General features: G+C 74.5%; 20 protein-coding genes. 16 read left to right on the top strand and 4 right to left on the bottom strand.

Annotation, left to right across the window (positions count from 1 at the left end; all coding sequences use genetic code 11):
- Window positions 1-30: 30 nt before the first annotated feature.
- Window positions 31-1,029: an FAD-dependent oxidoreductase gene (locus ACFU7Z_RS14490; RefSeq protein ID WP_380777718.1), complete on the bottom strand. Its 999-nt coding sequence runs from the start codon at window positions 1,027-1,029 to the stop codon at window positions 31-33.
- Window positions 1,030-1,155: 126 nt separating this feature from the next.
- On the opposite strand from ACFU7Z_RS14490, the gene ACFU7Z_RS14485 reads away from it, so the two are divergent.
- Complete coding sequence (locus ACFU7Z_RS14485; RefSeq protein WP_380777717.1) at window positions 1,156-2,064, top strand: LysR family transcriptional regulator; 909 nt, start codon at window positions 1,156-1,158, stop codon at window positions 2,062-2,064.
- 99 nt (window positions 2,065-2,163) lie between these two features.
- Here the strand turns inward: ACFU7Z_RS14485 and ACFU7Z_RS14480 are convergent, their stop codons facing one another.
- Window positions 2,164-2,649: a cysteine/serine endopeptidase inhibitor gene (locus ACFU7Z_RS14480; protein ID WP_049656984.1), complete on the bottom strand. Its 486-nt coding sequence runs from the start codon at window positions 2,647-2,649 to the stop codon at window positions 2,164-2,166.
- Between the two features lie 260 nt (window positions 2,650-2,909).
- Here ACFU7Z_RS14480 and ACFU7Z_RS14475 point away from each other — a divergent pair, with 260 nt between their 5' ends.
- From ACFU7Z_RS14475 to ACFU7Z_RS14430, 10 genes are all read left to right on the top strand, one after another.
- The gene (locus tag ACFU7Z_RS14475; RefSeq protein WP_049656983.1) at window positions 2,910-3,101 is read left to right on the top strand and encodes a hypothetical protein; all 192 of its coding nucleotides are present in this window, start codon (window positions 2,910-2,912) and stop codon (window positions 3,099-3,101) included.
- A gap of 554 nt (window positions 3,102-3,655) precedes the next feature.
- Window positions 3,656-4,648, top strand: a complete 993-nt coding sequence (locus tag ACFU7Z_RS14470; protein ID WP_380777716.1) for a TauD/TfdA dioxygenase family protein — start codon at window positions 3,656-3,658, stop codon at window positions 4,646-4,648.
- A 38-nt stretch (window positions 4,649-4,686) separates the two neighbouring features.
- Entirely contained in the window at window positions 4,687-5,925 is a 1,239-nt protein-coding gene (locus tag ACFU7Z_RS14465; RefSeq protein WP_380777715.1) for an ROK family protein, read from the top strand.
- A 78-nt stretch (window positions 5,926-6,003) separates the two neighbouring features.
- On the top strand, window positions 6,004-7,590 hold the full coding sequence (locus tag ACFU7Z_RS14460) for an ABC transporter substrate-binding protein (RefSeq protein ID WP_380777714.1): 1,587 nt from the start codon (window positions 6,004-6,006) through the stop codon (window positions 7,588-7,590).
- Between the two features lie 20 nt (window positions 7,591-7,610).
- The gene (locus ACFU7Z_RS14455; RefSeq protein ID WP_049655646.1) at window positions 7,611-8,555 is read left to right on the top strand and encodes an ABC transporter permease; all 945 of its coding nucleotides are present in this window, start codon (window positions 7,611-7,613) and stop codon (window positions 8,553-8,555) included.
- 4 nt (window positions 8,556-8,559) lie between these two features.
- Window positions 8,560-9,408, top strand: coding sequence for an ABC transporter permease (locus tag ACFU7Z_RS14450; protein WP_380777713.1), 849 nt, complete (start codon window positions 8,560-8,562; stop codon window positions 9,406-9,408).
- Complete coding sequence (locus ACFU7Z_RS14445; protein ID WP_380777712.1) at window positions 9,405-11,015, top strand: ABC transporter ATP-binding protein; 1,611 nt, start codon at window positions 9,405-9,407, stop codon at window positions 11,013-11,015. The genes ACFU7Z_RS14450 and ACFU7Z_RS14445 overlap by 4 nt, the downstream gene beginning before the upstream one ends.
- Window positions 11,016-11,050: 35 nt before the next feature.
- A complete protein-coding gene (locus ACFU7Z_RS14440; protein WP_380777711.1) occupies window positions 11,051-13,453 on the top strand; it encodes an arylsulfatase in 2,403 nt (800 codons plus the stop codon).
- Window positions 13,454-13,626: 173 nt separating this feature from the next.
- Complete coding sequence (locus tag ACFU7Z_RS14435; protein ID WP_380777710.1) at window positions 13,627-14,280, top strand: 4'-phosphopantetheinyl transferase; 654 nt, start codon at window positions 13,627-13,629, stop codon at window positions 14,278-14,280.
- Window positions 14,281-14,366: 86 nt separating this feature from the next.
- Entirely contained in the window at window positions 14,367-14,750 is a 384-nt protein-coding gene (locus ACFU7Z_RS14430) for a barstar family protein (protein ID WP_380777709.1), read from the top strand.
- A 31-nt stretch (window positions 14,751-14,781) separates the two neighbouring features.
- Here ACFU7Z_RS14430 and ACFU7Z_RS14425 read toward each other — a convergent pair whose 3' ends face one another.
- Window positions 14,782-15,516, bottom strand: a complete 735-nt coding sequence (locus ACFU7Z_RS14425) for a polysaccharide deacetylase family protein (RefSeq protein ID WP_241853128.1) — start codon at window positions 15,514-15,516, stop codon at window positions 14,782-14,784.
- A 451-nt stretch (window positions 15,517-15,967) separates the two neighbouring features.
- Between ACFU7Z_RS14425 and ACFU7Z_RS14420 the strand changes: the two genes are divergently transcribed.
- Window positions 15,968-17,617, top strand: coding sequence for a CehA/McbA family metallohydrolase (locus tag ACFU7Z_RS14420; RefSeq protein ID WP_380777708.1), 1,650 nt, complete (start codon window positions 15,968-15,970; stop codon window positions 17,615-17,617).
- A 220-nt stretch (window positions 17,618-17,837) separates the two neighbouring features.
- Window positions 17,838-18,341, top strand: a complete 504-nt coding sequence (locus ACFU7Z_RS14415; protein WP_049652015.1) for a hypothetical protein — start codon at window positions 17,838-17,840, stop codon at window positions 18,339-18,341.
- A gap of 21 nt (window positions 18,342-18,362) precedes the next feature.
- On the opposite strand, the gene ACFU7Z_RS14410 is transcribed toward ACFU7Z_RS14415, so the two are convergent.
- Complete coding sequence (locus tag ACFU7Z_RS14410) at window positions 18,363-18,821, bottom strand: DinB family protein (protein ID WP_049652026.1); 459 nt, start codon at window positions 18,819-18,821, stop codon at window positions 18,363-18,365.
- Window positions 18,822-19,065: 244 nt separating this feature from the next.
- Here ACFU7Z_RS14410 and ACFU7Z_RS14405 point away from each other — a divergent pair, with 244 nt between their 5' ends.
- The 3 genes from ACFU7Z_RS14405 to ACFU7Z_RS14395 all read left to right on the top strand — a co-directional run bounded on the left by ACFU7Z_RS14405 (window position 19,066) and on the right by ACFU7Z_RS14395 (window position 21,526).
- Window positions 19,066-19,677 carry a carboxymuconolactone decarboxylase family protein gene (locus tag ACFU7Z_RS14405; protein WP_380777707.1) on the top strand — a complete coding sequence of 204 codons (612 nt, stop codon included), beginning with the start codon at window positions 19,066-19,068 and terminating at the stop codon, window positions 19,675-19,677.
- Entirely contained in the window at window positions 19,674-20,540 is an 867-nt protein-coding gene (locus tag ACFU7Z_RS14400) for an RNA polymerase sigma-70 factor (RefSeq protein WP_380777706.1), read from the top strand. Before ACFU7Z_RS14405 ends, ACFU7Z_RS14400 begins: the two co-directional genes overlap by 4 nt.
- 110 nt (window positions 20,541-20,650) lie before the next feature.
- Window positions 20,651-21,526 (top strand): class I SAM-dependent methyltransferase, encoded by an 876-nt coding sequence (locus ACFU7Z_RS14395; RefSeq protein ID WP_380777705.1) that lies wholly within the window; start codon window positions 20,651-20,653, stop codon window positions 21,524-21,526.
- Window positions 21,527-21,562 lie beyond the last annotated feature (36 nt).

The following is a 21,562-nucleotide window of genomic DNA, read 5'->3' as shown; positions in this document are numbered from 1 at the left end:
CTCGGGGGCCGGTACGCACCCGTGACGGGGTCAACTCGCCGCAGCGGCCGCCAGTTCGGCCGCGGCGTCGGCGCAGCCCCAGCTGAGCGTGACGCCGGCGCCCCCGTGGCCGTAGTTGTGGACGGTCCGGCCGTCCGGCTCCGCCTCGAGGCAGGGACCGCCGTGGCGGGCGGGCCGCAGGCCGACGACGTGGCCGAGGACGCGGGCCTCGCGCAGTGCGGGGATCCGGGCCGTGCAGCGGGCGAGGATCGCCTCGGCGGTGGCCGGATCGGCGACGGTGTTCCAGTCGTCCGGTTCGAAGGTGCCGCCGAGGACGACGTCGGTGCTGCGGGGGTGGATGTACGTGTAGCCGGCCGGGTCGTCCTGGATCCGGGTCGAGGTGGGCAGGCCGGGGTTGCGGACGAGGACGAGCTGGCCCCGGATCGGGTGCACGGCCGGGTCGTCGCAGAGCTGCCGGGCGCCGATCCCGGTGGCGTTGACGACCACGGGCGCCCAGGCGCGGGCCTGGTCGAGGGTGTCGAGGCGGCGGTGGACGATCCCGCCGCCGTTGTCGACGAACCGGCCGAGCAGCCAGGGCAGGTAGAGCGGCATCTCGACGGCGGGCGCGGTGAACGACCAGCCGTCCGCGCAGTCCGCTCCGCGTTCGGCGGCCGTCAGCCGGCGCAGGTCGGGGACGGCGTCGCCCCACCAGGGCTGGCCTGCCGACTGCCGCTCGTGCTCCAGCATGCGGGTGCTGCGCATCGAGACGCCGGGCACGCCCTCCTCGGCCTGGCGGGCGAACTCCGCGAAGGCCGTCGCGGACCAGTCCGCCACCCGGCCGCCGGTGCCGGTGGCGACCGGGAACCAGACGGCGGCCGCCACCGCCGAGGTCGTCGACAGCAGTCCGTCGGCCGTCACCACGACGACCCGAAGTCCCTTCTCCTGCAGGCGTATCGCCGTGGTGAGCCCGATGATCCCGCTCCCGACCACGACGACGTCCATCACGCCGTCCACCGTGCCGCCCGTCGCACCGTCCGTCGTGCCGTCCATCGCGAACCCCTCCCTCGGAGGCCGCCCGCCGGGTGCCGGCGGCCCTCACCAGGAAAGCGGCTCGCGCCGGAAGCCGTCCAAGACCGGTTCTGTCCGGAAGCGATAAGCCGCCCTTATCATCGCCGGATGGATCTGCGGATGGATCTGCGGCGCATGCGCTACTTCTCGGTGCTGGCGGAGGAGTTGAACTTCACCCGGGCCGCCCGCCGGCTGCACGTGGCGCAGCCGGCACTGAGCCAGCAGGTCAAGGCGCTGGAGCGGCAGCTGGGCGTGGAGCTGGTCGAGCGCACCAGCAAGGGCTGCGCGCTGACCCCGGTCGGGCGCGCGGTCGCCGAGGAGGCCCGGCGGGTGCTGCGGGAGGTCGCGGCGGCCGAGGAGCGGGTCGCGGCGGTGGTCCAGGGGCGGGAGGGGCGGCTGCGGGTGGCGTACACCCGCTCCGCCCGGGGCGGGGTCTGCGACGCCCTGGTGACGGAGTTCCGCAACCGCTACCCGCGGCTGGACGTCGCCCTGCAGACCGGCTGGACCTCGCACAACGTCGCCGAGCTGCTCGCCGGGCGGCTGGACGCGGCGTTCGTCCGGCCGCCGCTGGACGTCCCCGGGCTCGACTGCCGGATCGTCGCCGAGGAGGAGCTGCTGCTCGCCGTGCCGGCCGGCCATCCGCTCGCCCGCACCCGGGCCCGGATCGGCCGGCACCGGATCGCGGACGAGCCGGTGGTGCTCTGGCCGCGCCAGAACGGGCCCGGGATGCACGCGCTGATCACCGGGCAGCTGTGGCCGGGCCGGTCGCCGCGGATCGTGCGGGAGGAGCCGGACGACGAGCAGCTCCTGCTGGCGGTGGCGGCGGGGTACGGCATCGCGCCCATCCCCGAGGGCCGGGCCCGGGTGTTCCGGATCCCCGGCGTCTGCCTGCGCCGGCTGACGGCCCCGGTGCCGACCGTCACGCTGGGGCTGGCCCACGATCCGCGGACGGCTCCCCCGGCCGTCCAGCTGCTGCTGGCGATGGCCCCGCGGCTCGCGGGGTCCGCGGGCGCCTGACCGGACGCGGGCGGACCGCCCGGACGCGGAGAGACCGTGCCCGCCCCCGTCATGCCGCGGGGGCGGGCACGGCCGTCGGGGGCCGGCGTCGGGGCCGGCTCAGCCGATGGTGGAGCCGGTGACCGGGGCGGAGAGCTCGACGGTCTCGCCCTTGAGCCCGGTCTTGACGAACTGCCAGCTCAGGCCGGTGATGACGCCCTTGTCCAGCGGGGCCAGCTTGGCGAAGGCGGGCTGGCTGAGGTCGATGTGGGTGGAGTCGCAGGAGGGACACTGGTCCTTCACCGGGACGGTGACGGTCTTGCCCTGGTAGGTCACCTTGACCGAAATGCCCTTGCAGACCGGGTCGTTGTTCGGGTTGGCGGTGGTCCACCAGGTGTGCGAGACGGCGACCAGCATCTGGGTGGAGGCGTTGATCTGGGTGCCGCAGGCGCCGTAGCCGGCGTCGGTGTAGTAGGTGGCCTTGCCGGTCATGGGCTGGTTGATCGGTATCGCCGCGCTGGCGGAGCCGGCCGTGAGGGCGATCAGGGCGGCCGCGGCGAGCGGGGCGCCCGCGAGGATCCTGAGGTTCTTGCCGATGGCGCGCATGGTTCGTTCCCTTCGGTTGCCGTGAAGGTCATGAGCATGACAGGCAGAAGTCGGCACATTCGCACGGAAGTTCACCGACCGAACGCCTTTGTGGAGGAAACGTATGCGCCTGACCGCAAGGTGGTCCAGACCTCCGCGATGTTGGCATGAACACAAGGCAAGAATCTTTACCAATGCAGCCGAAGGGGCGAAGATGCGTGACCGCCCTGCCACGGAGGGTGTTGACAGGCCGTCACCCGAGCCCCCGGAGGCCCCCTCAGATGCGCACCTCGCTCGTCGCCCTGCTCCTCGGCAGCGTCCTGCTCCCGACCACCGCCCCCGTCACCGCCGGCGCCGCGCCACGCGAGGTGAACCAGGGCTACAGCATCCCGGTCGCCGGCGTGACCGACCTCGGCGCCCTGCCCGTCCTCGCCAGTCTCGGGCTGGACTTCGCCCGGCTGCTCGGGCAGTAACGACCGCACCGCCGTCACCGAACGTCACAGCCGCACCGGTATCCGGGCAGGCGTCGGCCCCGAGGCGGGAACCGCCCGCGCTGGCCCGGATTACTTCCGCTCCGAAAATTAGTAACCCCGCCCCCGGGCCACAAGCCCGAACCCCCGCCCGCAGTGCGCCCGCCATCCCCCCGTCATCCGCCGCAACACCCGGCAAACGGCCGCAAGCCGCCGCAACGAAGCGGCAACGCCCTTTCCCACCAGCCAAGATGACGATTGACAGGGGCCCGGGCGGTTCAGCACGATGAGGCCCGAGCCCATCCGCAGCGACCAGGAAGGAGGGCCGATGGCCACCGTCGTCCGCCCCGTCCCCCGCCGCTGCCCGCGCCGCTGTTGTCGCGGCGCCCTCGCCCGCTGACGTCCGCCGAAGCGGACCGTCGCGCCCCCATACGCCCGCTGCCCGCCGTGCGGAGCCGTACACCCACCGCCGCCTGACGCCGCTCCGCGCACCCGCCATTCGTCACGCTGCGTAGCCGTATTCGCCGTCACCACACCCGTCCCGAAAGGGCCCCGCCATGACCACCGCCCCCGCCTCCCCCGCCGAACCGACCACCGCCGACGCCACCGCCCCGACCGCGCTCCGCCTCACCCCCGTCGCCGGCCGGATCGGCGCGCTCGTGCACGGCATACGCCTCGGCGGCGACCTCCCCGCCGGGACCGTCGCCGCCCTGGAGGCCGCCCTGTACGAGCACAAGGTGCTCTTCTTCCGCGGCCAGCAGCACCTGGACGACGCCGGGCAGGAGGCCTTCGCCCGGCTGCTCGGACAGCCGGTCGGCCACCCCACCGTGCCCAGCGCGGACGGCCGCTACATCTTCGAGCTGGACGCCACCAAGGGCGTGCGCGCCAACAACTGGCACACCGACGTCACCTTCGTCCCGTCCTACCCCAAGGCCTCGATCCTGCGCTCCCTGGAGGTCCCGCCGGCCGGCGGCAGCACCGTCTGGGCCAACACCGCGGCCGCCTACCGGGACCTGCCCGCCCCGCTGAAGACGCTCGCCGAGAGCCTGCGCGCCGTCCACACCAACGACTACGACTACGCCGCCCGGCTCGCCCTGCGCCCCGAGCTGGCGGACAACGCCGAGGTCGCCAGGCTGTTCCGGGACGTGTTCGTCTCCACCGCCTTCAGGACCGAGCACCCGGTGGTCCGGGTCCACCCGGTGACCGGTGAGAAGACCCTGCTGCTGGGCGCCTTCGCCCAGCGCGTCCAGGGCGTCTCGGGCGACGACAGCAAGGCCCTGATCGACCTCTTCCAGCGCTACGTGGAGCGGCTGGAGAACACCGTCCGCTGGGACTGGCAGGTCGGCGACGTGGCGATCTGGGACAACCGCGCCACCCAGCACTACGCGGTCGCCGACTACGGCGACGAGCCGCGCCTGGTGCGCCGGATCACCCTGGACGGCGACCTGCCGGTCGGGGTGGACGGCACCCCGAGCCGGCTGCTGGAGCCCGCCGACCCGCCGCGGGTGCCGGGCCTGGTGCCCGCCGAGGAGCTCGAAGCGGCCAACTGACCGGGGCCGCGAGGGACCACGGCAGACGATCCGCGCCGATGACCACGTCCACCGCCCCGCGCGCCGGCGACGACCGCCGGGACGCCAACGCCTCCGCCGTCCTGCGCACGGTGCTCGACCACGGGCCGATCTCCCGCAGCCGGGTCGCCGCGCTCACCGGGCTCAGCGCCTCGGCCGTCTCCCGGCAGGCGGTGGACCTGGTCCGGCTCGGACTCCTGCACGAACGGCCCGAGTTGGCGGCCGCCGGCGCCGGCACCCTGGGCCGCCCCCAACTGCCGCTCGACCTCGACCCGGACCGCCTGGCCGTGGCCGGGCTGCACATCGGCCTGCCGTTCACCACCGTCGCGCTGCTCGACCTGCGCGGCCGGGTGCTGCGGCGCAAGGAGGTTCCGCACCGCGGCCGGACCGGCCCGGACCTGCTGCGGCCGCTGCTGGCCCGACTGCCCCGGCTGATCGACACCCTGCGCGGCGACCGTACGGTGGTCGGCCTCGGCGCCGTCACCGGCGGCTCGGTCGACCCGGCGGCCGGGGTGGTCGTCCGGCACGATCCGCTGCGGTGGCGGGACCTGCCGCTGCGCGAGCTGCTCACGGCCGCCACCGGACTGCCCGTCCAGGTGGACAACCACGCCCGGGCGCTCACCCTGGCGGAGATCCTCTTCGGCCACCCGGCCGCCCGCCGCAGCATGGTCCAGCTGTTCGTCGGCCACGTGGTGGACGCGGCGCTGGCGGTCGCGGGCACCGTCCACCTGGGCCCGCCCTCGGCCACCGGCGACCTCGGCCACCTCCCGGTCTCCGGGACGGTCACCGACCCGGACGCGGACAGCCGGGAGCGCTGCCACTGCGGGCGGCTCGGCTGTCTCTCGGTGGCCGCCTCGGACACCGCGCTGTTCGCGGCGGCCGCCGCCGAGGGGGTCACCGCCGGGCCGGACCGGGCCCAGCTGATCGCCGCCGTCCGGCGCGGCGACCCGACGGCCGGCCGGCTGATCCGCAACCGGGCCAGGATCGTCGGCCGCGCGCTCGCCCTGCTCGCCGACGTGGTCAACCCCGACCTGGTGGTGCTGACCGAGACCTTCGCCCTCCTCGACCCGGCCCATCTCGACGTCGTCCGGGCCGAGTTCGCGCTCCGCTCGCACCTGCACCGGGACGCCGGCCTGCTGATCGCCCAGCCGCGCGGCCGGGACGTGCTCGCCGTGGCCGCCGGAGCGCCGGTGCTCGGCGAGCTGTACGCCCGGCCGGTCCACGCGCTCACCGCACCCCGCGCCGCCCACCGTCCGTAACCGCCCCCGATCACCCGCCGCCGCCCCCGACCCCGCGAAACCGCCCCGATCACCCGCAGCCGCCCCCGAAGGACCGCCATGACCGCGCTCCCCCGTCCCCCCGCCCCGAGCCGCCGCACCCTGCTGCGCGCGGGCCTCGCCGGCGCCGGACTGCTGACGCTCGCGGGCTGCCGCTCGGCCGTCGAGCACGCCCGGAACGCGGCCGGTGCCGTGGACGCCGACTCCCCGCGCCGGGGCGGCGTGCTGACCGTCGCGACCGGCATCGACATCACCCCGAGCCTGCTCTTCGCCGTGAGCGCCAACACCCTCGTCCAGCGCCTCGCCTTCAACACCCTCACCCGGTACGACGACCGGCTCCGGCCGCAGCCCGAGCTCGCCACCGCCTGGGAGGTCTCGCCGGACGGCCTGAACGTGACCCTCAGGCTGCGCGAGGACGTGCTGTTCCACAGCGGCCGCCGGTTCACCGCCGACGACGTCGTCTTCGCCGTCCGGAACCTCCAGAACCCGGCCCGCTCCGCCCAGTTGAGGTCCACCGCCGCCGCCGTCACCGACTTCCGCAGGAACGGCGACTTCGAGCTGACCCTGGTGCTCGCCCACCCGGTGAGCAACCTCTTCGACCTCTTCGAATTCATGATCGTCCCGGACCGGGAGAGCATCGAGGACGCCGTCACCGGCACCCGGCTGGTCGGCACCGGCCCGTTCGCCCTCACCGGGCGCAAGCCCGGCTCCTCGCTCTCCTTCGCCCGCAACGAGCAGTACTGGAACCCCGGCCGCCCCCACCTCGACGGCGTGGAGATCCGGATCATCCCGCAGGCGGAGTCGCTGCTGTCCTCGCTCAGGACCGGCCAGACCCACCTCTCCTACAACGTCCGCGGCAAGGACGCCGCGACCCTGGTCGACGACCCGCGGTTCCGGATCAAGCAGTACGACACCGGCTCCGGCGCCCACTACATCGGCGTGGACGTCACCGCCGAGCACGTCCGCGACAAGCGCGTCCGCCAGGCCATCGCCTGGGCCGTCGACCGCGACCGGCTCGTCCAACAGGCCCTCGGCGGCTACGGCACCGTCTCCTCGGTGCCCTGGCCCAAGTCCTCCCCGGCCTACACCGAGGCCGGCGCCACCCACTACCGGCACGACCCGGAACGGGCCCGGGCGCTGCTCCGGGAGGCGGGCGCCGAGCACATCACCCTGCCCTTCGCCCACTCCAACGAGGCCGGGCCGACCGCCGTCGCGCAGATCCTCCAGTACGACCTCCGGCAGGTCGGCATCGAGACGGTGCTCCAGCCCGCCGACTCGCCGACCATGCAGAAACAGCTGATCTCCCAGTCCATGCCCGCCCTGTGGACGCTCAGCCACGGCTTCGCCCAACTCCAGCCCGCCACCCTCGCGGTGAGCGCCTACCCCTTCAACGAGGCCAGGAACAGCTCCCGCTTCGCCTCCCCCGCCTACACCGACGTGGTGCAGCGGGCCTGGAACCGCAGCGACAGCGACAGCCCCGAGGCCAGGGCCCTCCACCAGCAGATCACCGACGTGCTGCTGGACGAGGAGTTCGTGATCGACCTCGCCATCGCCGGACTGGTCGAGGTCGCGGGCCGCCGGGCCCGGGGCGTCACGCTCAACAAGTTCGGCTACCTCAACCTCGACGACGCCTACCTCACGGCCTGAGCAGGACGGCCCGGAACCCCATGCGCACCTTCCTCCTGAAACGCCTCCCCAGCGGACTGCTCGTCCTCGCCCTCGCCTCCTTCCTGGTCTTCCTCATCCTCCGGCTGATCCCCGGCGACCCGGCCACCACGCTCGCCGGACCGGACGCCTCCCCCGCCACCGTCGCCGCCATCCGCGGTCGACTCGGGCTCGACCAGCCGCTGTTCGGCCAGTACGTCAGCTGGCTCGGCCACCTGCTGAGCGGCGACCTCGGGCCGAGCTACGCGATCGGCGGCCAGGTCTCCGACCTGATCGGCAACGGCCTCGGCGCCACCGTCCAACTCACCCTCGGCGCCCTGCTGCTGGTGGTGCTGATCGCCCTGCCGCTGGGCGTGGTCGGTGCCACCACCAGGCGCGGCCCAGTCGCCGCCGCCGTCCAGGCGGTCACCACCGGTGTGCTGGCGGTCCCGCCGTTCGTCACCGGCGTGCTGCTGGTCCTGCTGTTCGCCGTCTCCTTCGAACTGCTCCCGGCCGGCGGGCACGAGTCCCTGCTCGCCGAACCGGACCTGGCCGTGCAGTACCTGGCGATGCCCGCCCTCTGCCTGGCCCTGCCCAGCGCCGCCGTGCTGGCCCGCTACCTCAAGGACGGCATCGAACGCGCCCTCGCCGAGGACTACGTCCGCACCGCGACCGCGCTCGGCGTCTCCCGGCGGCGGATCGTCTGGCGGCACGCCCTGCCCAACGCGCTGCCCTCCGCCGTCACCGTCCTCGGCCTCCAGACCGGCCACCTCGTCGCCGGGGCCGTCCTGGTGGAACGGATCTTCGCCTGGCCGGGCCTCGGCCAGCTGATCGAGCAGGGCGTGCTGCGCCGGGACTACCCGCTGGTGCAGGACCTGCTGCTGCTCGTGGTCGCGGTCTACGTGGCCGTCCAACTGCTCACCGACCTGGCCTACACCTGGCTCGACCCCCGGATCCGCTGGGAGTGACCCGATGACCACCGCCGCCCTTCCCCTCAAGTCCGCAGCACCGCGCGGCCGTTACCGCGCCGCCCTGCTCAGCCCGCGCGGCCTGACCGGCCTCGTCCTGGTCGGCGCCGTCGCCCTGGCCGGGCTGCTCGCACCGCTGCTCACCGACACCGACCCGAACGCCCAGAGCGCGCTCGCCCTGGCCGGCCCCGGCGCCGCGCACCCCTTCGGCACCGACGACCTCGGCCGCGACCTGTACAGCCGGGTGCTGCACGGCATCGGCACCGACCTCGCGCTGATCGTCACCGCCGTCCCGGTCGGCGCCCTGCTCGGCTGCTCCGCCGCCCTGCTCGCGGCCACCTCCCGGTGGTCCGACCTCGCCGTCCAGCGCGCCTTCGACCTGCTGCTCGCCTTCCCCGGGCTCATCCTCGCCCTGGCCGTCACCGCCGTCCTCGGCCCGGGCCGCTGGCCGGTGGTGATCGTCATCGCGCTGGCCGAGATCCCCGGCTACGGACGGCAGTTGCGGGCCGGCATCCTCGTCCAGCGGGAGCGCGAGTACGCCCTGGCGGCCCGGGTCGGCGGCGCCTCCCGGGCCCGGGTGCTGCTGCGGCACGTACTGCCCAACGCCGTCGACCCGCTGATCGTCCAGACCGCCGTGGCACTCTCGCTCGGCGTGTTCATCGAGGGCGCGATGAGCTTCCTCGGCCTCGGGGTCCGCCCGCCGGAGCCCACCCTGGGCAGCATCCTCAGCCAGTCCGTCGCCTACCTGGCCACCCACCCGACCTTCGCGGCCGCCCCGCTGGCCGCCACCACCGCGCTGGTGCTCGGCTTCACGCTGATCGCCGAGGCCCTGAACCGGGGGATCCGCCGATGACCACCGTGCTCCGCGTCACCGACCTCACCGTACGGTTCGGCGATTCCGACCCCCAAGGCACCACGGCCGTCGACGGCGTCTCCTTCGACCTCGGAGCGGGCGACACCCTGGGCATCGTCGGCGAGTCCGGCTCCGGCAAGTCCACCACCGCGCTCGCGCTGCTGCGGATGCTGCCGCCCGGCGGCCGGATCACCGCCGGCTCGGTCCACCTCGCCGGGCAGGACCTCGCCGCCCTCCCCGAGACCGCGCTGCGCGCCCTGCGCGGGCGGCGGATCGCCATGGTCTTCCAGGACCCGATGTCCTCGCTCAACCCCGTGCTCACCGTCGGCCGCCAACTGGACGAGGCACTGCGCGCCCACGGCGGCACCCGGCGGAAGGCCGAACGGCAGGCCCGGGCCGCCGAGTTGCTCGACCTGGTCGGCATCCCCGACGCCGTCGGCCGGCTGCGCGACCACCCGCACCGGTTCTCCGGCGGCCAGCGCCAGCGCATCATGATCGCCCTCGCGCTCGCCCACGACGCCGAGGTGCTGGTCGCCGACGAGCCGACCACCGCCCTCGACCCCACCGTCCAGCAGCAGATCCTGCGGCTGCTGACCCGGATCAACCGGGAGACCGGCACCGCCCTGGTGGTGATCAGCCACGACCTCGGGGTGATCGCCCGGACCTGCCGCCGGCTGCTGGTCATGCGGCACGGCCGGGTGGTCGAAAGCGGCGCCACCGCCGAGGTCCTCGCCCGGCCCGAACACCCGTACACCAGCGAGCTGTTGGCCGCCGTACCGCGCCTGGAGGAGCCCTCCCGGGCGGCCGCCAACAGCACCCCGGGCACCCGGCCGCTGCTCACCGTCCGCGGCCTGACCAAGACGTACGGCTCCCGGCGGCGCGCCGCCACCGCGCTGCACGGCGTCGACCTCGACCTGCACCCCGGCGAGACGCTGGGCCTGGTCGGGGAGTCCGGCTCCGGCAAGTCCACCCTGGCCCGGGCGCTGGTCCAGGCGCACCCGCCGTCCGGCGGCAGCATCCGCTTCCGCGGCGAGGAACTCGGCCGCGGGGCACGGCGCGGCGGGCCGCACCGCGAGGTCCAACTCGTCTTCCAGGACCCGTACTCCTCGCTCAACCCCCGGATGACCGCCGGGCAGATCATCGCCGAACCGCTGATCGCCCACCGCCTCGGCGACCGGGAGCAGCGCGCCGCCCGGGTCGCCGAACTGCTGGAGCAGGTCGGGCTGGACCCGGCCGTGGCCGACCGCCACCCGCGCGCCTTCTCCGGTGGCCAGCGCCAACGCATCGGCATCGCCCGGGCCCTGGCGCCCGAACCGAGCGTGCTGGTCTGCGACGAGCCGGTCTCCGCGCTGGACGTCTCGGTCCAGGCCCAGGTGATCGAGCTGCTCGCCCGGCTCCAGCGCGAACTCGGCCTGGCCGTCCTGTTCATCGCCCACGACCTGGCGGTGGTCCGCCGGGTCAGCCACCGGATCGCGGTGATGCACCGCGGCCGGATCGTCGAGACCGGTCCGGCCGACCGGGTCGTCACCGCACCCGAACACCCCTACACCGCCGAGCTGTTGGCCGCCGTGCCGGGCCTGGAGCCCGCTCCGGCCGCCAGCCGCTGAGCCGCCACCCGCCCGAGCCACCCCCGGAGCACCGTATGAGCACCCCGCCCGACCCGCACCTCCGGCCGACGCCGCAGCCCGACCCGCACCGCCGCGACCCGTACGCGGGCTTCCCCGGCACCGTCGGCCGCACCTTCGCCGAGTCCGTCCCCGCCTGGCCGCGGCGGGTCCGCCCGCGCGAGGGCGCGCCCAACATCGTCGTCGTGCTGATCGACGACATGGGCTACAGCGACATCGGCCCGTTCGGCGCCGAGATCCCCACCCCCACCCTGGACCGCCTCGCCGCCACCGGCGTCCGGCTCGCCAACTACCACACCATGCCGCTCTGCTCCCCCGCCCGGGCGGCCCTGCTCACCGGCCTCAACCCGCACCGGGTCGGCTACTCCTTCGTCGCCAACGCCGACCCGGGCTTCCCCGGCTACGGCATGGAGGTCGCCGGGGACATCCCCACCCTGGCCGAACTACTGCACGACGCCGGCTACGCCACCTACGCGGTCGGCAAGTGGCACCTCACCCGGGACTCCGCCTCCAACGCCGCCGACGACCGCGCCAACTGGCCGCTCCAGAAGGGCTTCGACCAGTACTACGGCGTCCTGGAGGGCCTGACCAGCCTCTTCCACCCGCACCAACTCGTCCGCGACAACAGCCCGCTGGACATCGACGAGTTCCCCGACGGCTACTACTACACCGACGACATCACCGACCAGGCCGTCAAGATGGTCACCTCACTGCGCGCCCACGACGCCGACAAGCCCTTCTTCCTCTACCTCGCCCACAACGCCGTGCACGGCCCGCTCCAGGCCAAGCCCGAGGACCTCGCCCGCCACCGCGGCCGCTACGACGGCGGCTGGGACGAGCTGCGCCGCACCCGCTTCGCCCGCCAGCTGGCCGCCGGCCACTTCCCGCCCGGCACCGAGCTGCCCGAGCGCAACTCCGAGGCCGGGTACGAGGTCGGCCCCTGGGACGAACTCACCGACGTCCAGCAGACGTTGTACGCCCGCTACATGGAGGTGTACGCGGCGATGGTCGACAACGTCGACCAGAACCTCGGCCGGCTCACCGACACCCTGGCCGCCCTCGGCGAACTCGACAACACCATCATCGTGTTCACCAGCGACAACGGCGGCACCGGCGAGGGCGGCGCCGAGGGCACCCGCAGCTACTTCAGCCGCTTCGTCCACCACCCGGACCTGCCGGCGGACTGGAACCCGGACGTCCGGCGCGAGATCGACCTGATCGGCGGCCCGCGGAGCCTGGTGCACTACCCGCGCGGCTGGGGCATGGCCTCCAACACGCCCTTCCGCCTCTACAAGGGCCAGACCTACGCGGGCGGCGTCCGCGTCCCCTTCGTGCTCTCCTGGCCGGCCGGCCTGCCCCGCGCCGAGGGCGACACCGGCGTCCGCACCCAGTACCAGTACGTCACCGACATCCTGCCCACCCTGCTCGAACTCGCGGGCGTGGAACGGCCGTCGGAGCGCCGGGGCCACCCCGTCCAGGAGCTCGACGGCACCGGCTTCACCTCCGTGCTGCGCGACGGCGCCGCGCCCGGTACCCACCACGAGCAGTACTGCAAGATGACCGGCAACCGCAGCTACTACCGCGACGGCTGGAAGCTGGTCACCCTGCACCGCCCGGGCACCCCGTACGACGACGGCGAGTGGGCGCTGTACGACCTGCGCACCGACCCCACCGAGATCCACGACCTCGCCGCCGAACACCCCGACCTGGTCAAGGAGTTGTCCGCCGCCTGGGAGGCCGCCGCCTGGCGCGACGGGGTCTTCCCGCTCGCCGACGGCAGCGGCGCCCTCGCCCTGCGCGGCCCCGAGGCCGAGCGGCTGCGCCGCCCCGTCACCCTGCTGGCCGGCACCCCCGAACTGGAACGCTACCGCTCCTCCCGGCTGATCGCCTTCCGCTCCTTCACCGTCGAGGCCGCGCTCGACGGCTACCGGCCGGGCGACCAGGGCGTCCTGGTCTCGCACGGCGACCAGGGCGGCGGCTACAGCCTCTACGTCGAGGACGGCCGGCTGCGCCTCGCCTACAACCAGTACGGCGACCTGTTGGAGGCCGACGGAGGCCCGCTGCCGGCCGGCGCCCGGCTGATCACCCTGGAGGCCACCGCCGTCGCCGACCTCAGATGGGAGTTCCGGCTGCTCGTGGACGGCCTGCCGGTGGGCGACACCGGGGACGGCGCCGCGGCCGGGGCGGAGCCCGCCCTGCTCGGCCCGGTCCACCAGCTGATCGGCATGGCCCCGTTCCAGGGCATCAGCGTCGGCATCGACCGCAAGTCCCCGGTCTCCTGGCCGCTGTACGAGCGGCACCGCTCCTTCCGCTACACCGGCGCCCTGCACTCCGTCACCTACCGGCCCGGCGAGCCCGCGCCGTACGACCCGGAGACGGTGGCCCGGGCGCTGCGCGAGGCGGCGGCCGCCTTCGAGTAGCCGCGCCCAAGCCGGGCCGGACCGGCCCCGGACCGGACTCGGACCGGCCGGTCCGCGCCAGTCGGGCCGGGCCGGTCGGCCATGATCCCCGATCACCCGCCAAGATCCCCCCACCCGGGTTACCCTCGTCCCGCGCGGCAGCCCGGCCGCGCGGCCGACCGAGGGGGGAACGGATGATCGGGGACCTGCTGCCGGACGTCGTGGTGACCGAGGTGGCCTACGAGGACCCGCCGGAGGCCCGGCTGGAGCCCGAGGAGGAGCCCGCCGTCGCCCGCGCCGTCGACAAGCGACGCCGCGAGTTCACCACCGTCCGGCACTGCGCCCGGGCCGCCCTCGCCCGGCTCGGCGTCCCGTACCGCCCGCTCGTCCCGGGCCTGCGCGGCGCGCCGAGCTGGCCGGACGGCGTGGTCGGCAGCCTCACCCACTGCGACGGCTTCCGCGCGGCGGCCGTGGCCCGGGCCGGCACCCTCGCCTCCGTCGGCATCGACGCCGAGCCCGCGCTGCCGCTGCCGGAGGGCGTCCAGGAGGCCGTCGCGCTGCCGGTCGAGCAGCAGCGGCTCGCCAAACTGGCCGCCGAGCACCCGGACGTCCCGTGGGACCGCATCCTGTTCAGCGCCAAGGAGTCGGTGTACAAGGCCTGGTTCCCGCTGACGCAGGTCTTCCTGGACTTCGAGGAGGCCGAACTGGACCTCTCCCCCGACGGCACCTTCACCGCCCGGCTGCTCGTCCCGGGCCCGGTGGTCAACGGCCGCCGGATCGACGGCTTCGACGGCCGCTGGGCGGTCCGGGACGGGCTGCTCGCCACCGCGATCGCCGTCGCCCCCTGACCGGCGACCAGGCCCCGGACCGTCACCGACCAGCTCCCGGGCCGTCACCGACCGGCCCTCGACCGGGGCGGCATATCCTCGACCCCGTGACGGTGACCTATGTGATCGACGGCGACGAGATCAAGACCCTGGAGGACTTCTGGGACGTGGTCGGGCGGACCATCGGCGTGGACGGCTACTTCGGCCGCAACCTCGACGCCTTCGCCGACTGCCTGCGCGGCGGCTACGGCACCCCCGAGGACGGCGACTGGGTCATCGAGTGGCGCCACCACGAGGTCTCCCGCCGCAACCTCGGCTACCCGGAGACGGTCCGGCAGCTGGAGCTGCGGCTGGCGCGCGCCCACCCGACCAACCGCGCGCGGATCACCGCCCAGCTGGACGCCGCCCGGGCGGGCAGGGGGCCGACGGTCTTCGACTGGCTGGTCCGGATCATCGAGGAGGAGCACCCGGGCGGCCTGCGCCTGGCCTGACCGCCCCGGGGCCCCGGCTCCGGACGTTCCGCTACAGCACGTCCGAGAGCCGGACGAAGCGCCGCCCCGCCGCCAGCAGCCCCGGCACCGCCGCCGCCACCCCGGGGGCGGTGCCGCCGCCCGGGCGGTTCATGTGCCCGATCACGATCGCGCCGGGCGGGGCGGAGGCGACCTCCCGCCGCACCTCGGCGGACCGGAGCGTCGCCCCGTCGTCCCCGTTGACGGTGAATCCGGCCACCCGCTGGCCCAGGTCGGCGACCACCCGGGTGGCGACGTCGTCGTAGTGCGCGGTGCCGGAGCGGAAGAACCGGGGCGGGTGCCCGAGCAGCCCGGTGAGCTTCTCGGCGTTGCCCGCCACCTCGTCGTACACCTCGCCGACGCCGCGCGTGCCCGCGATGCCGTAGGCGGAGCGGCCGGTCACCGAGAGCGGACGGTGGACGGTGCCGTGGTTGCCGATCTCGAACAGCGGGTCGGCGGCGAGCTGCTCGAACTCGTCCGGGTTGGCGTCGATCCAGCGGGCGTTCAGGAAGAGCGTGGCCGGCACCCCGTGCGCCCGCAGGGCGTCGATCAGGTCGGCGTCGTAGCCGCTGCCGCCGGGGCCGCCGCAGGCGTCGAAGGTGAGCGCCATGGCGCTCTCGCCCTCCGGCAGCTCGGTGATCACCCCGGACACGTCCAGCCCCCACTCGGCCGGGGCCAGCGCGCCGTACCGCTCGACCACCTCGGCCCGGGTCGCCGGGTGCGGGGGCTGCTTCGCGGGGTCCGGCACGGGCGTCGATTCCGGCGCGGGTGTCGGCGCGGATGTCGGCGCGAGGGCCTCGGTGGGCCCGCCGGACGGCGTCGCGAGCGGTTCGGTGGACGGTTCGGTGGACGGTGGCGCCGAGGCCGAGGGCGAGGCCGGATCGGTGCCCGCCGCCCTGCTCCGGCACCCCGCCAGCGCTCCTCCGGCCACCCCCATGAGCAGCGCCCGCCGACTCACCGACACGCCCGTCTCCCATCCGCGCCATGTCTCGCACAAGCCATGCCTCATATAACCCGATGGCATGTAAACCGATGACATGACTATGAACCGACCATTCGTCACTCCCCGCAACTCGCCCCCGCCCCCGCCCGGCGCCTCTTCACCGACCCGCCCCGCCGCCGTGGGCCACGACTCACCCCCGGTTCACCCGCCCGGGTAAGCCCGCGAGCGACCCGCCCGCCCCGATCCGGAGACCTCGATGCCGACCGAGCCCAGCACCCCGCGCCCGAACCGACCCGCCGACCAACCGGCCGACCAGCCGACCCACCCGCCGACTCCGCAGCCCGCCCGCCGCGACCTGCTCCGCACCGGCCTCGCCACCGGCGCCGCCACCGCGCTCGGCCTCGCCGCCACCACCGGCCGGGCGGACGCCGCCCCCTCCGACGGCCCCGCCGCCGCCCCAGGCGCCACACCCCCCGACCGCACCCTCACCCTCACCGGCCACCTGCCCACCGGCTCCCCCGACTTCGTCTACCTCCCGGTCGAGGTCCCGGAGGGCGTCCGCGAGATCGCCGTCTCCTACGGCTACGACAAGCCGCCCGTCCCGGCCGGCACCCCCGGCAACTCCTGCGACATCGGCATCTTCGACGAGCGCGGCACCGACCTCGGCGGCCCCGGCTTCCGCGGCTGGTCCGGCGGCTTCCGCACCGAGTTCAGCCTCTCCCGCGCCGCCGCGACCCCCGGCTACCTCCCCGGCCCGGTCAACCCCGGCACCTGGCACGTGGTCCTCGGCCCCTACCAGGTCGCCCCGCAGGGCCTGGAGTACCACGTCGAGGTCACCCTCCGCTTCGGCGCCCCCGGGCCGCGGTTCACCCCGCAGTACCCAGCGGAGCGGGCCCGCGGCCGCGGCCGGGCCTGGTACCGGGGCGACTGCCACCTGCACACCGTCCACTCCGACGGGCGGCGCAAGCCGGAGGAGGTGGCCGCCGGGGCCCGCGCGGCCGGCCTGGACTTCATCGTCTCCACCGACCACAACACCAGCTCCTCGCACGCCGTCTGGGGCCCGCTGGCCGGCCCCGACCTGCTGATCCTGCCGGGCGAGGAGATCACCACCCGCAACGGCCACTGGCTGGCCCTCGGGCTGGAAGCCGGCCAGTTCGTCGACTGGCGCTACCGCTCCCGCGACGAGGAGTTCCCGCGCTTCGTCCGCCAGGTCCACCGGTCCGGCGGCCTGGTGGTGCCCGCGCACCCGTACTGCCCGTACGTCGCCTGCCAGTGGAAGTTCGGCTACGAGCAGGCCGACGGCGTCGAGGTGTGGAACGGCCCCTGGACGTACGACGACGAGTCGGCGGTGGACACCTGGGACGGCCAGCTCGCCGTCGCCCTGCGCGAGGGCCGCTCCTGGCTGCCCGCCCTGGGCAACAGCGACGCGCACAGCGAGCCGCAGGCCATCGGCTCCCCGCACAACGTCGTCCTGGCCGAGGACCTCACCCGGGACGCGATCCTCGACGGGCTGCGCGCCGGGCGCAGCTGGCTGGCCGAGTCCTCCGCCGTCACGCTGGACCTCACCGTCACCGGGCACGGCCGCCGGGCGGGCATCGGCGAGGAGCTGACCGTCCCGGCCGACGCCCCGCTGGACGTCCGGCTCACCGTCTCCGGCGTGCCCGGCGGGACGGTCCGCCTGCTCACCGACGAGGGCCAGATGCACCAGGAGTCGCTGCCCGCCGACGGCTCCGGCACCGTGATCTGGCGCACCACCGCCTCGCTCGCCGCCTACGTCCGGGCCGAGGTGCGCCACCCGAAGGCGGACGGCACCCCCGGCAGGGGCAACTCGATGGGCCCGGACCTGCCCTGGGGCCCGATGGCGGCGCTCACCAACCCGATCGTGCTGCGCACCGAAGCGGGCTGACCACCCCGGCCGGCCCCGCCGACCGACCACTCCGACCCGCCCAGGAAGCGGGCTGGGGACGACTCGGACCACCCGTTTGGACTAGGTTGATCCCCGAAACGCATCAGTCGTAGGGACGAGGCGGTCGGATGTCCGGATATGGGCCGACCAGCCCCTTCGCACTCCGACCGCCCCGCCCCGGCTACCCGACCGTCCCCGGCCCGCGAAGGGATCAGCAGCTGTGAACCGTACGACCGTAGGTGGGCCGGAGCTCGGGGGCGGCGGGGGCGCCGGGGGCGTCCTCGTCCTCGTCGACCCGGCCGGGGCCGGGAACAGCCCGGTCGCGGAGCTGCTCGCCCGGGAACTGAACCCGAGCGTCCACCTGCGGACGGACGACTTCCTGCGGGTCATACGCAGCGGCCAGCTCCCGCCCCACCTGCCCGAGGCCGGCCGCCAGAACGCCACCGCCCTCGCGGCCGCCGCCCAGGCCGCCTTCGCCTACGCCACCCGCGGCTACCAGGTCGTGGTGGAGGCCCCCGCCGCCCCGGCCGCCCTCGACACCTTCCGCCGCGAGAGCCGCGCCACCGGCGCCGCCCTCCACTACGTCGTCCTCCACCCCGGCCCGGCGCCCGAGGACACCGTCCACACCGCCCACACCCTCGACACCGCGGCGCTCACCCCCGAGGCCGCCACCGGCTCCGTCCTCACCGCCCTCACCCGGCGCACCCACCTGCTCGGCTGGTAGCCCGGTAGCTCCCCTCGGCGCTCAGGCGCCCACCGTGCCGTCGATCGCCTCCCGCAGGAAGTCCGCGTGCCCGTTGTGCCGGGCGTACTCGTGGATCAGGTGGAGCATCACCAGCCGCAGCGACACCTCGGCGTCCCACCGGGCCTGGTAGCCGGTGACGTCGAGGGAGTCGGCGGCCAGCTCGATCCGGCGAGAGTGCTCGACCTCGGCCTGCCACGCGGTGAAGGCCTCGGCGCGGGTGGCGCCGGCGGGGTCGTAGGCGGCCTGGTAGTCGCCGTCCTCGGACCAGACCAGCGGCAGCTCCTCACCGTCGATCACCCGCCGGAACCAGACCCGCTCGACCTCCGCCATGTGCCGGACCAGCCCGAGCAGGCTGAGCGTGGACGGCGGGCTGGAGCGCAGCCGCAGCTGCTCGTCGGTCAGGCCCTCGCACTTCAGGGCCAGGGTCGCCCGGTGGAAGTCGAGGAAGCCGCGCAGCATCTCGCGCTCGCCCCCGGTCAGCGGCGGGGCGGGGCGGTCGTCGGGGACGGTCACGGTGGTCGGTCTCCTCGCGGTGGTCGGACTCCCGGCGGACTGTAGCGAACCGCCCGGCCGGTCCGAAACGCCTTTTCCCCGGCCGCCCGCCTGGCTGCGCGCCTGGCTTCGCCATCCGCTGTCACATCCGGGCGCCCTCCGGTGTCTTCATGTCCGGCAACCCGCCGAACCACCGAACCCGGAGGACACCATGGCACTGCGACTGCCGAAGGCCCAGCTGCCCGCCGAGCTGAGCGAGAACATGATCAGGACGTTCGGGACCGCCCTCGAACCCGTCGAGGCCGTCTGGCACAACCCCGCCGTCGCCACCGCGAACCTGGACTTCTCCCGCGGGATCGCCGAGTGGGACGCGCTCGACGAGGGCCTCAAGTCCTTCGCGCACATGGCGGTGGCCGCCCAGGTCGGCTGCGGCTGGTGCCTGGACGTCGGCTACTTCCAGGCCCGGAACCAGGGCCTGGACCCGGCCAAGGCGAGCCAGGTGCCGAACTGGCGGGCGGCGGAGGTGTTCACGGCGCTGGAGCGCGAGGTGATGGCGTACGCCGAGGCCATGACCGTGACCCCGCCGACCGTCACCGACGAGCAGTACGAGCACCTGCTGGGCGAGCTCGGCCCGGCGGCCATGGTCGAACTCACCGCCTACGTCGCCTTCGTCAACATGGCCACCAGGAACAACACCGCGAACGGCGTCCGGTCGCAGGGCTTCTCCGACTCCTGCGGGATCCCGCTGGCCCGGCCCACCGTCACCGCCGACGATGCCGCCGACACCGCCGCTGACGTGTCGGCCGGAGTGAAGCCGGCATGACCGAGGACCCCTTCGTCGCCCACCGCAGCCTGCTCTTCACCGTCGCCTACGAGCTGCTCGGCTCCGCCGCCGACGCCGAGGACGTCCTGCAGGAGTCCTGGCTGCGGTGGGCCGGGGTCGACCGCGCCCAGGTGCACGACCCGCGCTCGTACCTCATCCGGATCGTCACCCGCCAGGGCCTCAACCGGCTGCGGACACTCACCCGCCGGCGCGAGCAGTACGTCGGCGAGTGGCTGCCGGAGCCGCTGCTCACCAGCCCCGACGTCGCCGAGGACGTCGAACTCGCGGAGAGCGTCTCCTTCGCGATGCTGACCGTGCTGGAGACGCTCGGGCCGACCGAGCGGGCCGTGTTCGTGCTGCGCGAGGTCTTCGAGCTGCCCTACGAGGAGATCGCCGAGGCCCTCGGCAAGACCCCGCCCACCGTCCGGCAGATCGCCCGGCGCGCCCGCGCGCACGTGGCGGCCCGCCGGCCCCGGGTGCGGGTCAGCCGCTCCGAGCAACAACGGGTGGTGGAACGGTTCCTGGCGACCCTGCGCACCGGGCGGCTGCAGGACCTGATGGAGGTGCTGGCACCGGACGTCGTCCTGATCGCCGACGGCGGCGGGATCGCGGCCGCCGTGCCGGCCCCCGTGCACGGGGCCGAGGCCGTGGCCGCGCTGCTCGCGCGCACCGGGCGGCTGCCGGTCCCGTTCGACACCACCACGGTGTGGCTCAACGGCGCCCCGGCCGGCCGGATCGACATCGGCGGCGAACCCTCGGTGGTGAGCCTCGCGGTGGAGAACGGCCGGGTCACCCGGGTCTACATCGTGCGCAACCCGCGGAAACTGACCCGCCTCGACACACCGGCCGACCTCACCCGGTAGCCTCTCCCCGTTCGCGTGGTGGTGCCCCGAGCCCGCTCGGAGCACCACCGCGCTCCCCACCGCTCCCTGGACGCTCCGCCATCACGTACCGTGTTCGGACCACCACAGGTTTGGGTACGTACCTCGGCGCGCCCGACGGCCGGGCGCCCACCGAGCAGGAGACCCAGCGGCCCATGGACCACAACCGCATCCCCCCGACCGTACGCCGGACGTACGGCGTCGACGACCTCAGCACCGCCCCGTCGTTCGCCGGAGGCTTCATCAACTTCGGCTACTGGCAAGGGATCGACCTCGCCGACCCGACCTCCGAGGACCGGGTGCGCAGCCAGGAACAGATGTACCGGCGGGTGCTGCGGGAGTTCCCCGAGCCGCGGGAGCGGCTGCGGCTGGCGGAGGTGGGCTGCGGCCGGGGGCTGGGTGCCGCCCTCGCCCTGCGGGAGTTCCGGTTCGCGGGCGTGACGGGCGTGGACATCCACCCCGACCAGATCGAACGGGCCCGCGCCGTCAACGCGAGAGCCCTGGCAACGTACCCCGATCGGCTGGCGTACACCCTCGGCTCGGCGGACGAACTCCCCTTCTCCGACGGCTATCTGGACGGCGTCTTCTCCGTCGAGGCCGCCCAGCACTTCCGCGAACTGACCGGCTTCGCCCGCGAGGCCGCCCGCGTCCTGCGCCCCGGCGGCCGGCTCGTCGTCGCCACCTTCTTCACCGCCCCCGGCCCCGACGTCGCCGAACGCCTCAAGATCCTCCTCGCCAGCTTCGCCGACGGCCTCGACATCGCCCACCCCCTCGACGACTTCACCACCTCCCTCACCCGCACCGGCTTCACCGACATCACCACCGAATCCATCGGCGCCGACGTCTGGCCCGGCCTCGACCGCTACCTCACCGACGCCGTCCCCGCCGCCCACTGGACCCGCCACTTCCTCCCCGCCTGGCGCGACGGCCTCCTCGACTACCACGTCCTCACCGCCATCCGCATCTGACCCCCGGCGCCGGTCGGCCCTGGGCCTGCCACAGGC

It is taken from the genome of Kitasatospora sp. NPDC057518 (assembly GCF_042802075.1).
Classification (GTDB): Bacteria; Actinomycetota; Actinomycetes; order Streptomycetales; family Streptomycetaceae; genus Kitasatospora.
This window is presented reverse-complemented; position numbering and strand designations above follow the sequence as displayed.